Source organism: Saccharophagus degradans 2-40 (genome assembly GCF_000013665.1).
GTDB lineage: Bacteria > Pseudomonadota > Gammaproteobacteria > Pseudomonadales > Cellvibrionaceae > Saccharophagus > Saccharophagus degradans.
In genome coordinates this window covers 5,004,672-5,017,403 of the sequence record NC_007912.1, presented here as the reverse complement: position 1 = coordinate 5,017,403, position 12,732 = coordinate 5,004,672, and the positions used below count along the sequence as shown (strand labels likewise).

Annotated in this window: 10 protein-coding genes; 4 read left to right on the top strand and 6 right to left on the bottom strand. The window is 46.7% G+C overall.

Going from position 1 to position 12,732, the window contains the following annotated elements; genetic code table 11:
• Nucleotides 1-28: 28 nt before the first annotated feature.
• Nucleotides 29-1,114: a hypothetical protein gene (locus tag SDE_RS20820; RefSeq protein ID WP_011470453.1), complete on the bottom strand. Its 1,086-nt coding sequence runs from the start codon at nt 1,112-1,114 to the stop codon at nt 29-31.
• Between the two features lie 385 nt (nt 1,115-1,499).
• Nucleotides 1,500-4,940 carry a chitinase C-terminal domain-containing protein gene (locus SDE_RS20815; RefSeq protein ID WP_011470452.1) on the bottom strand — a complete coding sequence of 1,147 codons (3,441 nt, stop codon included), beginning with the start codon at nt 4,938-4,940 and terminating at the stop codon, nt 1,500-1,502.
• Nucleotides 4,941-5,442: 502 nt separating this feature from the next.
• On the opposite strand from SDE_RS20815, the gene SDE_RS20810 reads away from it, so the two are divergent.
• Both SDE_RS20810 and SDE_RS20805 read left to right on the top strand, forming a co-directional pair.
• On the top strand, nt 5,443-5,820 hold the full coding sequence (locus SDE_RS20810) for a PDZ domain-containing protein (protein WP_011470451.1): 378 nt from the start codon (nt 5,443-5,445) through the stop codon (nt 5,818-5,820).
• Nucleotides 5,821-5,828: 8 nt separating this feature from the next.
• Nucleotides 5,829-6,608: a fructosamine kinase family protein gene (locus tag SDE_RS20805; protein WP_338056770.1), complete on the top strand. Its 780-nt coding sequence runs from the start codon at nt 5,829-5,831 to the stop codon at nt 6,606-6,608.
• A 175-nt stretch (nt 6,609-6,783) separates the two neighbouring features.
• Here SDE_RS20805 and SDE_RS20800 read toward each other — a convergent pair whose 3' ends face one another.
• Both SDE_RS20800 and SDE_RS20795 read right to left on the bottom strand, forming a co-directional pair.
• Nucleotides 6,784-7,482, bottom strand: a complete 699-nt coding sequence (locus SDE_RS20800) for a glutathione S-transferase family protein (protein ID WP_011470449.1) — start codon at nt 7,480-7,482, stop codon at nt 6,784-6,786.
• A gap of 12 nt (nt 7,483-7,494) precedes the next feature.
• Complete coding sequence (locus tag SDE_RS20795; protein WP_011470448.1) at nt 7,495-7,785, bottom strand: DUF1330 domain-containing protein; 291 nt, start codon at nt 7,783-7,785, stop codon at nt 7,495-7,497.
• A 128-nt stretch (nt 7,786-7,913) separates the two neighbouring features.
• Here SDE_RS20795 and SDE_RS20790 point away from each other — a divergent pair, with 128 nt between their 5' ends.
• Both SDE_RS20790 and SDE_RS20785 read left to right on the top strand, forming a co-directional pair.
• On the top strand, nt 7,914-8,813 hold the full coding sequence (locus tag SDE_RS20790) for a LysR family transcriptional regulator (RefSeq protein ID WP_143710935.1): 900 nt from the start codon (nt 7,914-7,916) through the stop codon (nt 8,811-8,813).
• A gap of 118 nt (nt 8,814-8,931) precedes the next feature.
• Nucleotides 8,932-9,684, top strand: coding sequence for a BPSS1780 family membrane protein (locus SDE_RS20785; RefSeq protein WP_011470446.1), 753 nt, complete (start codon nt 8,932-8,934; stop codon nt 9,682-9,684).
• Nucleotides 9,685-9,795: 111 nt separating this feature from the next.
• On the opposite strand, the gene SDE_RS20780 is transcribed toward SDE_RS20785, so the two are convergent.
• Both SDE_RS20780 and SDE_RS20775 read right to left on the bottom strand, forming a co-directional pair.
• Complete coding sequence (locus tag SDE_RS20780) at nt 9,796-10,830, bottom strand: hypothetical protein (protein WP_011470445.1); 1,035 nt, start codon at nt 10,828-10,830, stop codon at nt 9,796-9,798.
• 206 nt (nt 10,831-11,036) lie between these two features.
• Complete coding sequence (locus SDE_RS20775; RefSeq protein WP_011470444.1) at nt 11,037-12,224, bottom strand: tetratricopeptide repeat protein; 1,188 nt, start codon at nt 12,222-12,224, stop codon at nt 11,037-11,039.
• Between the last annotated feature and the right edge of the window lie 508 nt (nt 12,225-12,732).

The window sequence follows — 12,732 nt, the reverse complement described above, 5'->3', positions numbered from 1 at the left end:
CTAGCGAATTAAAAATCAGTGCTTGAGGTTAGTCTCTAAGATTTAAATCAACCTTGATATCTAAACTAACAGCTGTACGTGGCTCGGCACCTATTTCGCTGCCTGTACTTAACGCGACATAATTTTCGTAATAAATATTGATCGATCTTTCTTCTATATCGGTATACACATAATCTGGATCTAAAACAAATTTACTAAGGTAGCTATCGATCAATGCACGATAATAAAGGCGGTTTGCTGTGGTAATTGTTTCAAACTCATTTGCTAGCATATAGTTTTCACTCCAATACATTTGCCAATTACTGCCGGCGGAGGGAGCTTCGGCAAACAAGTTCATATCCTCTTTAATTGTGCTTACAGAAAGATATTCGTTTCTATAGTGTCTGGGTTCCTTGCCCTCCTCTGTTAATCGCACATCGATAAAACCATCCTGATAACTGTGGATAGGCTTATCTTCAAATTTATCTCCAGTGGTACCGTTTATTGTATCGAACTCTTCATATGAATAAGAGCCAATAAACTGTGTGTTGTCTTTATAAACACCACCTAAAGAAGGTGTATGGCTGAGTTTTATAAAGGTAATTTGGCTATCCGTTACATCTACATAATTGGATTGTTCTAACGTGGCTACAATTCTAGTGTCACTTTGAGAGGTAACTTCAGCGATGGCGATGTTGCCGTATATTTGATGCTGAAAAAACAACTTATTGTTTTCTTCGAAAAATATATAGCCGTTAGCTTCATTAGAAGAATCAATTAGCCAGAATTCGCCATTATCTGCTTGAATAATACTAGATACTTTTCTTTTTAAAGTTTTTACTTCAGCCACAGTGCCGTGATAGGTGGGCGAATTGGTATAAATTGCTTGCTCAATGACTAGCCATGTACCTTCTAGCCCGTTCGGCGATGACCCAAGCGGAGAGGTGTAATTGTTGGGGTTGTAGAGTTCAATACTGCGGTTGGTGAACTCAATATCTGAATACAAACTATCTTCAAAGTAGGTATTGTGAGAGCCAGAGTAACGGTTACCGCTTTTGGCGCCGTCGGAGCTGCCTCCGCAAGCAACGAGTGTAAAAACAATTATTAAGAGTGTGAGAAGCCGTAGGCGAGACATAAATTCCCTTTTTAATTGATGCGTAATTAAAAAGCGTTGGATTATAGCGGTTTTGATACCATTCCGCGCAAGTATCCCGCACCACTGTCTTTAAAAGTACATTTAATAATTAAAATGGAATAAAAACTTGTAACAAATGTGAAATAGATTAAAGGGGTTTCAGGTTGTACCCGCTTTTGTTGGAAGGCGGCAGCGCCATTTTTCGATCTACGGTATTTATATACTTAAAAAAAACCCCAGCAAAGCTGGGGCATAAATGTGCAAACATGTATTTGGGGGTTAAGCTTGTTGTTTTTGGTTTAGCCTGTTAGCGCGTAACGTTTTATTGTTTTTACACATTGTTTTTACACATTGTTTTTATGTCCTGTTGTTTCATGTGCATTTATTAAAACGTACATACCAAGTCCCAATCGGATGTACCTGGGGTTGCACTTGTCCACCATTTGGCTTCATACAGCGCGTTGTTGTGGGTCATGCGGTCACCGGCGTTGGCGTGGCTGGGGTTTCCGGCCCAGTCTTTTTGTGGAAAGTTAGGGTAAGCTGGGTAGTCGCTTGCGTTGCTGCAATCGCCACCGGTGTTGCCACCGCCGTTATTGCCGCCACCAGAACTAATGCTGCCCATCGGCAAGTTAGGGTACTCGCTGCTAAGCGCAAACTCTTCGCCAGCTACGTTAACCACCCAGTTAGAAGGCATAGAAACTGGTAGGTAGTATTTAAGTACTACTTTCCATTCTTCGCCGTCGGCAAGGGTGAGGTAGCTTGGGGTGCTTATTTTTACGCGGTGGAAGTTGTTTTCTAAACCGCCCACATTGTTACCCGCCGCGTTAGACCCGTTGCTAACAATGGTTAAGCTCGCTGCGCTTTGGTCGCCCATGTTATCTGGGGTAGAGGTGGCGATATCGAAATAGAACTCGGTGCCGCCGGGCAAGTTTTGGCCTGTGTTGTTAGTAATTATTAGGTCTGGCGTAATGGGGAAGTTGTTATCACCCAAGGCAAAGTTAGTTAGCTTTATGCCTATATCTAACGTTTGCTGGGGCATATCAATTTCTGCACGCTGGTTGCCGTAGGCTGGCGCGTTGGCAAATTTATCTGCAATGGCGGTGGTTAGCGTGTGGCCCATTTCGTATTGGCCCTTGGCCGCATTGAATTGGTAATCGCCGGCTAGTTCCCAAAACATAATGCCGCCTATGCCGTTTTCTACTACGTAATCGGCTTTGCGGTTGATGGATTGCTCGTCTTCGGTAGAGATAAATACCTGCTTAGCGGCGTTCCACAACCACGGGGCGACTAATACATCGTCGTAATAACGCTGGTAGTTACCGCTAAGTTGGTGATCTGGGTTGTTGATTGGGTCTAAGCCGTAGGCTGTTAGGTAATCCCCTAGAATATTGTTTTCTAGGTTTTTAGCGTGCCACATGGGATTAGAACCCGCGCCCATTTCGTTGCCGTTTTCATCCTTGTCGTGCCATAGGTTATCTATACCCACCGCGCCGTTGCCGCATTTACTGGTGGCGCTGCCGCCGGTACCCACAGGGCATTCGCTTTGATTTGGCAGGGATGCTTGGCCCCATAAACCGTTGGTGCCACCGGTTACGCCCTGCCAGCCGCGGGTGTAGTAAGGTACACCAATGTTAATGCGGCCCGCCGGCATGGCGCCGCGGAAGTAGTGGTAAGCCCAGTCGGTGTTGAGGTAGCCAATATTTTTGTACTGGCCGCCGTAAGCGTTCCACTGAATAAGCTCTGCATCTTGGCCGTTATCAAACAGTGCCGCATTGGGGCCTACAAACTGGTTCCATGCACCGTGTAAGTCGTAGGACATGATATTGACGTAGTCCAAGTACTGGGTTGCTTCAAATGCTTCCATGCCGCGCAACAAATAGCCTGACGATGGCGAGGCGATGGTAAGCATGTAGTGCTTGCCATCTTGCTCCCCTGCTATATCCAGCTTTTGGCGCAGGGTTTTCATCAACACGTTGTACGAAGCGTTTAAGCCTTTTCGACGCGCATTGGCGATGGCGAAATCTGAAGGGTTGCCGGCATCGTTCATCGATGTGGGGTATTCGTAATCTATATCTGCGCCATCAAAGCTGTAGGTGCGTAAAAACTCCACTACCGAGTCGGCAAAGGTGTTGATACCGGCGGTGTTAACCGAACCGTCTGCATTGGTGGTCATGGTGTAGAAGCCGCCAGAATTTACGCGGTCGCCATTGCTATCAAAGTAGCCGCCTGTTTCTGCCCAACCGCCAATAGAGATAAGCGTTTTAACGTGTGGGTACTGCTTTTTGTATTTGTTAAGCAGGTTGAAGTGGCCTTTGTAACTAAAGCTTGGGTCCATTTCGGCACCGGCTACGTCTGGCCATTCCATACCCGTTGCTGCATTGGTTGGGGTATTGGCGCCAATTGAAACGTGGTTGTTGCCATCCACATGGGCAAAGGCGTAGTTAATGTGGGTTAGCTTGTCCCAGGGAATTTGGTGTGCAAGGTAGGCCGGGCCGTTACCACCAGTACGCCAGCTAGTGAAGTAACCAATCACGCGGCGCGTTGCGCTGCCCATTAGCTCGCGGCCTTGTATGTCGTAAACAGTACAGTAAGGCGATTGCACTTCTGGCGTGGCGTAAAGCCCGTCTGGTCGGCAGTCTTCGTGGCTGGCGCTTGTGTCTGCAGCAACGCTAAAGGTGCTAATCGCGCTGGCTGTTTTACCTTGGTTATCCACAGCGGTTGCGCGCAAGGTGTGGCTGCCGCGCGTGGCTGTCCATTGCAAACTGTAGGGTGCGCTTGTGGCGCTGCCTAGTAGTTGGTTGTTTAGGTAAAAGTCCACCTGCGCAACACTGCCATCGCTGTCGCTTGCTGCTGCCTCAAGTGTGAGTGCATCACCTTCCATTGCGTCTGTTGGTACGGTTGAAAGGCTTACGCTAGGCGCTGCATTTGTGTCTTCCGCTACGGTTAAAAATACCGTGTCCGATTGACTCACACCGCCGCGATCGTCGCTTGCTACGGCGTAAATGCTGTGATCGCCCGCTTCTGCTGTCCAGCTAACGTTGTAAGGCGCGCTGGTATCGGTGCCGAGTAAATTGCCGTTTAAGTACAATTCAACACTGCTAATACTGCCACCGGCGTCGCTAGCGTTTATTTCAAAGCTGGTCTCGCTGCCCGCCATTAAGTTTGCATTGGGAGCAACCAAGCTCACGCTGGGCAATTGGTTAGGGGCGCTGGTAACGCTAATACTTACAGAATCATCGCCTGTGGCATTTTGGTTATCTAGCGCTTGCGCGGTAAGTGAGTGAGTACCCGCTTTCGCTATCCAGTTTGTGCTGTATGGGCTGGTGGTATCGGTAGCTATGGCAATACCATCGACTAAAAAGGTTACAGAGGTAATCGTGCCGTCGCTGTCGCTGGCCGTAGCGCTAAGGGTTATCGAGTCCCCCTCCCCTGCACTTGCCGGTGCGCTAATGGATACTTGAGGTGGCACGTTGCTACTTGCGCCTTGGTTAACGTTAATAGTAACAACATTACTTTCGCTACAGCCGCTGGTATTACACAAGCTAACCTGCAGTGCATGGCTGCCGCTGCTGTAGTTAGCGGCGCATTCCGCGCTTTGTTGGTTTTGGCCGTTGGCTGTTAGGCTGCCGCTGCAGCGCAGGTCGCCGTTATCGGTTAATTGCCACTCGGTGCCGTTTTCACCCCACCACATATCCCAATGTACGTTTATGGCTTCGCCACTTTCGTGGGTAGCGGGCAGCCACGCAATATTGGGCGTGCCAGGTGCGGCATACGCATGGGTAGAAATCGCCAGCGCCAAAGCGGCTAGGCAGTGCTTATTTTTCATGATATTCCCCGTTATTGTTATTAACTGTTGTATTCGCCAGTGTTTGGCGTTGGGTAGTTAATTGTTTGTAAGTTAGGTACTTACAATCCAAGACAACCGACAGGAGCCTTAGGGGCCTGTAGCAAGGATCGGTGATAACGCGTCGAGGTAGAGAGGGTGTTTAGCTTGTTATTGTTGTCTTCTAGCGTATACGGCAATGGTTAGTAGAAAAACGTATACGTAAAAAGCGTCTAAACACAAATGACAACGTTGTATCTAGGTTAAATGCTTATAGACAACGTTGTCAAATGCGGTTTTGGAATATTTGAACCAAGTCTACAGCGGGTATCTAGTATTTAAGGTTGAATCTAGAAGTGAGTGAGTTGGCGCCAGTTAGGCCTGATGGAACTTTGTGGCTAAATACCCAGTCGTAGCTGCTATTAAACGGAGCTAACTCAAACTTAGCTAATTTGGGTTAGTTATTTGTGGGTTAGTTATTTAAGGATTAGTGCGAGGGTTCACTATGAATAGATTAACGATAGATAGCTCAACCTTGAAGCGATTAACGCTATTGCTTGCTCTAGCAGTGGCGTTTAACTGCGCTACCCTGTTAGCCAGCGATAGTGGCGGCATAGGGTTAAAAGTGGATGTGAAAGCCAGCGGCTTTTTTAAACCTACAATCGATAGTGCCAAAGTTGCCGAGGTGGTCAGTGGCTCCCCGGCTTCTGCTGCAGGTGTAGCGGTTGGTGACAATATTATTGCTATCGACGGCTGCGCCATACCTGGCTGCCCAGCAAAAAAAGCCAAAGCCGCTATGGCTAAATCGGGTGGCGAAGTAATAGAGCTAACCCTAAAAGCAGATAATGCGGCGCAGCGAACGGTTAAAGTGGTTACACATTAAAAAACTGGATAACTGCCATGGCGGCGAATCAATCTTTTATCAAACATAACTCGCAGGTCAATTCTAATGCTTTATTGGTGGAGGCCAGTGGATTAGCGCTGCTTAGTAAAACGCTTTTGGATAATTCCATTCTGGGTAGTGAGTTGTGTATCCCTAAAGTATTAGCCGTTAATAAAAACCAGCTAGAAATTGAATATATTCAATCGCAGCGCCCAAGCGATAGTCATTTTAAAACCCTTGGTGTTGGCTTAGCAAAACTACACACCATCCAACAACCCCACTTTGGCTTAGAACACGATAACTACATAGGCCTTAACCCGCAGCCAAATTGCATTAGTTATAATTGGGGGCAGTTTTTTTATCAGTACCGATTGCAGTATCAGGTGTCGCTTATTGCCGATAGCCACGTTAAACAACGCTTTCAAACGCTGCTAAATACACACCAAGCAAAACTAATGGAGTTTTTAAACAACAGTTGTAGCTCGCCAAGTTTAGTGCACGGCGATTTATGGAGCGGGAATGTTTTGTTTGATAAACAACGCGTGTGGCTTATCGACCCCGCGGTGTATTACGCCGATAGCGAAGTAGATATAGCCATGACGGAAATGTTTGGCGGTTTTGATGCTGCGTTTTATCAAGCCTATCAAACGGTGCGGCCATTCACTGCGCAGTACCCCATTAAAAAGCGCATTTACAATGCCTACCATTATCTTAATCATTACAACCTGTTTGGCGATAGTTACCTTGCTGGTTGCGAGCAAGGGTTGGGCATGATTGAAGCATTATAGGGGCGAATAGAGGTTAAACCTTTGGCAAAAGCATTGAGGAGTAAATACAGGTGTATTTTGCGCCGGTGCGCCAAATAATTTAGGGGCTGTAGTTTGTTTCGCAGCGGAATATTCAACACTGCAGTTAATTAAGCTATACCGCAGTAACTACCATTGTAGTTATTGCGGCACAGGTTTATTTGAGTGCAAAGCTATTGCGCTGCTTAAAGTAATTTACAAAGTCGTTGTCAAAGCTTTGGGAAACACTTTGTTTAACGGCCGGGTAGTTGCTTAGGTGATTTATCCAGTTTAGCAATGCGGCACTGTCTGGTTGAGTTTTTGCTTCTTGCTGTAATTGCAGCGTTACATGCGGCAACCATTTAAGGCGGGTAAACACGGGGGCTACCGCTGCGTCAACCAAGCTAAATGCCACGCCATTAAAAAAGGGCTTGCCGGGTGCCGGTTTTAGTTTTTTAAGCGCGCTCACAAACTGGGTTAGTTTGTCTGCAAAATCATCGCTTTGTGTGGCGAGCATTAGCTTATACTGCAAGCCAATAAGCGTTTCGCTGTAGCTTATCCAGGCGCGCATAGAGGCTTTTTCTAAGCTTGTACCCGCCAGCAGCGGCGTGCCAAACGCTTCATCTAAGTATTCATTGATAACGGCAGACTCGAAAAGCGTTGTTGGGTTTGCATTGTCATCTTTCACTACCAAAGCCGGTACCCTACCTGTGGGTGAAAGCTGCAAAAACCATTCGGGCTTGTTCGCCAAATCGATATTTATGCGCTCATAGGCTTGCAGCTTCTCTTCCAACAAAATGGCCGAGCGCTGTACAAAAGGGCAAATAGAAAAACTTACTAAAACTGGCACATTCGCTTTCTGAATTTTATCTAACATTTGTTGCTCCTTTTAAGCTGGGTTTTCTACTAACAACATGTCTAATGTGGAGCCGCTATTGCGCAGGGTAATTAGCGGTTTGTTTTCTGGGTCGTTGTACCAGTTATGCGCTGCGGCACTACTAGGGAAGGCGATACAAAACGCTATTGTGGGTAAGTTGCTTGCGCCCTCTAACCGTTCGGGTGTGCCTTTTACCAGCCTGTTACCGCCATGCTTTTCTATTAGCGGTAAAATTTTGCTGGAGTACTCTTCTAACCAGTTGTCGTTGTGAATGGTAAGTAGACCAATTGCGTAGGCTGTCATTACTTGCTCTTTAGTGTGATGTGGGCCTGAGAAAAATCAGAACCTGCCGTAAGTGGGCAAATAATAGGGTTAGCTGCAGTGTGCGTAAATTCTCGACATTTGCAAAATTGATATGCAAAAATGCACAGATGAATAATTGGGATGATTTGCGCTATTTCTTAGAGTTGGCCCGTTGTGGCAGCTTATCGGGTGCATCGCGGGAACTGGGAGTAAACCATTCCACCGTTGCGCGGCGCATTGCCGCGCTGGAAAAAAAGCACGGCGTGAAGCTGTTTAATCGCCAGCCAAATGGTTACCAGTTAACTGAAGCGGGCGATGTTATTTATCAGCACGCGTTGGAAATTGAACAGCAAAATCAAACGGTTGAGCGCTTACTTTACGCTGGGGATACACGTTTATCCGGCAAGCTTGTGGTGACGATGCCGCACGAACTGGCCAACCACTGTATTATTCCCTACCTACAAGACTTCACAGGCAAATACCCAGATGTGGATCTCGAGCTAGTGGTAAGCCCTGGCTTAAAAAACCTATCCGCCCGCGAAGCCGATATTGCCGTGCGGGTCACCCCTGCCCCGCCAGAAACGCTCGTGGGCCAAAAGCTCGCAAATTTGCGCCACGCCGTGTACTTTTCTAAGCAGCACCCTCAGGTGCTAGCCGAGCAAAAAATCATTATTTGGCGCCAAGATACCAACCCGCCCGCGTGGGCGCAGCAGCACTTCCCCAATGCCAAAGTGGTGTTAAAAGTGGACGACCTCGCCTCGATGTATGCCGCAGTAAAAGTAGGCATTGGAATTGCGCGCATGCCCTGCTACCTGCCCGATAGCGTGTTGGATGCGGATATTTTTAAGCTCGATTTAGCGCTTACCCCATCCGATTGGGGTATTTGGGTGTTGCACCACGCAGACTTGCGAGAAACCGCCCGCGTACGCGCGTTTAAACAGTTTTTAATCGAAAGGTTGCAAATACTTAGACCGCTGTTTGAGGGCGAGATGGGTAAGCGTGTAAACGGTGATTACTCATCGAGTTAGGGGCTACCTACAAGTGGTCGCAATACTCGTAAAAAAGTAGTTAAATGCAAAATTCAACATAGTAGTAATCAAAGTAAACATGATTGGTGGTAACCAACAATAACAAAAGGGAATAAATATGAGCGAAGAACTAAACCCCTACTCGGCCCCCGAAGCGGAAGTAGTGGATGCAGCAACGCTGGGTGATTTTGTGGCGCACGAGCCGCGTATGGTACCTGTGGGCAGCGCGTTTAATTGGGTGGGTGCGGCGTTTGAGTATTTTGGGCGCAGTGCCGGTGGTTGGGTGTTGTTTATGCTTGTTGGCGGCATTCTGTATATTGTTTTGAATGCGGTGCCGTTTGTAAATTATATAAACATGCTGTTTAGCTATGTTTGGGTGGGTGGCATTTGGGTTGCACTTAAGAAAAACCACGACGGTGAACAAGTAGAAGTAAGCGACTTGTTTGAGGGGTTTAAACGCAATTTTGGCAGTTTAATTTTATTAAGTGTTATAGCTATTGTGCTCTCGTTAGTTATTTTCTCGCCGATATTTTATTACGGTTATGCTGCTTTTAGTGGCGCAGATAATTTTGATCCAAGCGCTTTTAGTGCGCCCATGATGCTATTTATAGTAGTGGGTATGATTGCACTCTCTATGTCGCTATTATTCGCTCCTGCATTAATTGTTCTAAATAACATCAATGTTATAAGCGCTATGCGCATGAGTTTTTTAGGCTGCGTAAAGAATATTTTGCCGCTTATTATTTACGGTATTATGGCGTCAATATTTTTTGCGGTGGGCGGGATTTTGCTGTTTGTTGGTTTGCTGGTAGCGATTCCGGTCATTTCGTGTATGACCCTTGCGGCCTATAAGCAAATTTTTATCGACTAAATGCTTACCGCTTAATAGCGGCCTCTAACTAAAAAAGCAGTAATTATTGCCTGTAGGGGAACAGGTAATAATTACTGCAAGAGGGGCTAACCACACTTTTTAAATTGTTTATTATTCGGCTGGTGTAATTTCGAAGCGCTTAATGCGCAACCCTATCTCTTTAAACAGCTTTGCAGTGGTCTCTTCGCTAAAGCCCTGTTGATCGTAATTTCTGTACACCAATCTATTCTTAGTCTCGGCTACAAAGCCAATAGCGCGCAAAGATTTAGTGCCAACGGTGGCTTGGTCAGAAGTGAAATTGTCGTAACCTACCGAGCGAATAAATTCAAAGCTGGTTAATGGTATTTCTATGCGCAGCCATTTATCGGCATATTCGGGTGTTAGGGCCAAGTTGTAAGCGGCTTTATAAATACTGCCGTTGTCTGAAGTTTCCTCTACACCATCTACGCGAATATCTAAGTGGAACAGGCTGTCTTCCCATGCGGCTAATTGTTCGCCAGTCATACCTGCTCCATAGGCTGCTTCTATAGCGGCTGCGCTGGGTAATATGGTGTTGGCAGAGTCGTAATACATGTCGAAGATAACCGTGCCAAGCTGGCCGATAGTTTCGTCACTCTTACTCGTTACCCAAAAGCCATTCGCGTGCTGGTTGGTCCAATCACCTAGCTTTTTAACCAATATATGGTTGTAGGTAGCTACATTAGAGCAGTTAGCGTCGTTAGCGTTGCTAGTTCGGCTAATGGCATAAGCCGTATTGGCTTTGCTTATGCCATCCCATGCGGCAGCTGCGTTATCTACCCAGTTCCAAATGTCACCATTAATGGTGTTGCTGTTATCAATATAAACGCGGTGGCTAGTGTTGGACCCAGGGGTGTCGCCGCAATTACCTATCTCGTAAATTTTGATGGCATCGCTATCCAACAAGATAGTAAAGGTTTCGTTGCCTTCCACTACTACGGGCTCAGCTTCTGGCTCCTGTTCGGGTTCCTGCTCTTGCTCTTGTTCTTGCTCTGGATTGGGCTCCGGCTCAGGTTGAGTTTGTGGGGTGTCCGTGGGAGTTGTTTTGGTGTCGGTGCTACTTCCCCCGCCACATGCGTACAGGCCGGTAAGCAGTAAAAATAGAAAAAGTCGTTTAATTACAAACATGATGGGCACTCTTCTTTATTGTTAGGTAGCGCAATCATATAACAGGTGGTGGTGTGCATAAGGTGATTGTGGTTGCGTAACCATTGGTACTACGCTATGTAGCGTGGTTATGGAGGCTGGGTTGTTTGAGGGCTGTGATTAGTGAGCGATTACTCGGAAGGAAAGATCGCGCCCTATTGGTGAACCTAATAAGGCGCTGCTGGCGCTTAAGGTGTTCCTACTTTTTGCTTAAAGGCATCGCTGTTTACAAGCGAAGCCATTGTCGGGTCTGATGTATCGAAATCGTCAGTACTAAAAGTGTAGTCAAACTGATTCTCCATGCGGGACATCGTGTCTACTGCCAGCTGAAATTGCTTATCGGCTGCGTAAAACTCCATTAACGACCAGTAGGCATCAATGGTATAGGGTTCGGCCTTAATAGCGGCTTCTAACGCTTTGTTGCCCTTTTTACCTTTGCCATCTAAATGCAAAAGTCGGCCTTGGAGATTTAGCAGTGCAGCATCGGTGCCGTAGCGCTTCTGCATAATACCGGTTGCCTTAAGGGCGTTGGTAAAATCTTCTTCGTAAAAATAGTGATCTATCAGCATAAAGCTGAATCTTGGTTTGTCGCCGTATAGCTTGGCCAGCCTGTTTAAGTCTGCTCTGTATAGCTCGTCGCTAATGTTGCTAGATAACATGATGGACATCGACACAATTATTTCGCTGTCTCGCACGGAATCCGGCAAGCTTTGTAGGATATTGTGGGCTTCTGCGAATTTGCCTTGGCTGCGTAATTCATTGATTTGTTTAATTTTTTGTTGGAGGTTTTCCTCACCTTGGTAGGCGGCTATCAGCTTAGCCACAACGCCGGATTGTTGCTTAAGTAACAGGGCGGAGGTATCCACCAGTGTGGCCACAACATTTTGCCCTGTAGTCGCTATAAAGAAATCGACTATTTTTAACTCACCGGCTTGGTTGCGTTTACACTGTAATTCTAAAAAGTTGTGGCCGCCTGTTTCGTAATCTATGCGTACTATTGCGCGATATTTACCGTCTATTTTGCGGGCGCCTTTCGAAATAAACGTTGGGGTACCCTGCTGCAAAAAGTTGCGCAACCACTGGGGTGAATTAAGGGATTGCAACATACCTGTTTCGAAGTCTTTTCTGAATTTTCCAGTCAGTTCCAGTTGGTCGCTTACGCTAGAAGCAAGCTGCTGGGTATCGAATAGGTTGAGTACGGCAACGAAGTCCTGCTGGTTCATGTATTCGCTAAAGTTTGCGCCCAAAGCATCTAGCTCTTCGGCGAAGCTTTTCTTTGGGGCGGCATACGCAGCCTGGGTGGTTGTAAACAGTAAAAACAGCAGCGCTAAAATACGGGTAATTGCGTTGGGTGCAGTAAGGTTGTGGCTTGTCATTATTAGCGTCCCGATTGTATGAAGTTTGTTTCCATAGGTGTGGGTGAAATGTTTAGTGCGGGTGAAAGCATACTACGTGTGGATTGCTTCTTAAAAGCCGTGAATTTTGTTTTGGTCAGGCCAAAATTGGCTTTAAATCTGTTCTATTCGCCGCCACAAGCAACTATTTCACGTTAGATTTGCCCGCAGGCGTTGCCGCCCTTGATAGTGCACTACTTACTCCCTATAATCCCAAGCGCCCAAATGACGGCTTTAAAACTCGATTGGGCGTAACTGGTGTATAAAGAGGATAAGGTGGTGCCGGGGCGCAAAAGTCGCGCTTTCTAAGGTAACTATCAAGTAGGCAAATCGCGGGTATCTTACCCCTCGAATCCATGCTTCCCTACTTTGCCCTCGTTCCACATATTTAACATTTCGTGACCTCGGCAAAATGCTGTGGCCACTTTTTGGTATGTAGTTCGGTTGGTGAAGCAGTAAGGGCTTAGCTAGGTTAAAACGCGGAAGGTAA

Coding starts and splice junctions, on each gene's coding strand:
- SDE_RS20785 (WP_011470446.1), top strand. CDS start 8,932: ATGAGCGAAGAACTAAACCCCTACTCGGCCCCCGAAGCGGAAGTAGTG.
- SDE_RS20810 (WP_011470451.1), top strand. CDS start 5,443: ATGAATAGATTAACGATAGATAGCTCAACCTTGAAGCGATTAACGCTA.
- SDE_RS20795 (WP_011470448.1), bottom strand. CDS start 7,785: ATGACAGCCTACGCAATTGGTCTACTTACCATTCACAACGACAACTGG.
- SDE_RS20780 (WP_011470445.1), bottom strand. CDS start 10,830: ATGTTTGTAATTAAACGACTTTTTCTATTTTTACTGCTTACCGGCCTG.
- SDE_RS20775 (WP_011470444.1), bottom strand. CDS start 12,224: ATGACAAGCCACAACCTTACTGCACCCAACGCAATTACCCGTATTTTA.
- SDE_RS20800 (WP_011470449.1), bottom strand. CDS start 7,482: ATGTTAGATAAAATTCAGAAAGCGAATGTGCCAGTTTTAGTAAGTTTT.
- SDE_RS20790 (WP_143710935.1), top strand. CDS start 7,914: ATGAATAATTGGGATGATTTGCGCTATTTCTTAGAGTTGGCCCGTTGT.
- SDE_RS20815 (WP_011470452.1), bottom strand. CDS start 4,940: ATGAAAAATAAGCACTGCCTAGCCGCTTTGGCGCTGGCGATTTCTACC.
- SDE_RS20820 (WP_011470453.1), bottom strand. CDS start 1,114: ATGTCTCGCCTACGGCTTCTCACACTCTTAATAATTGTTTTTACACTC.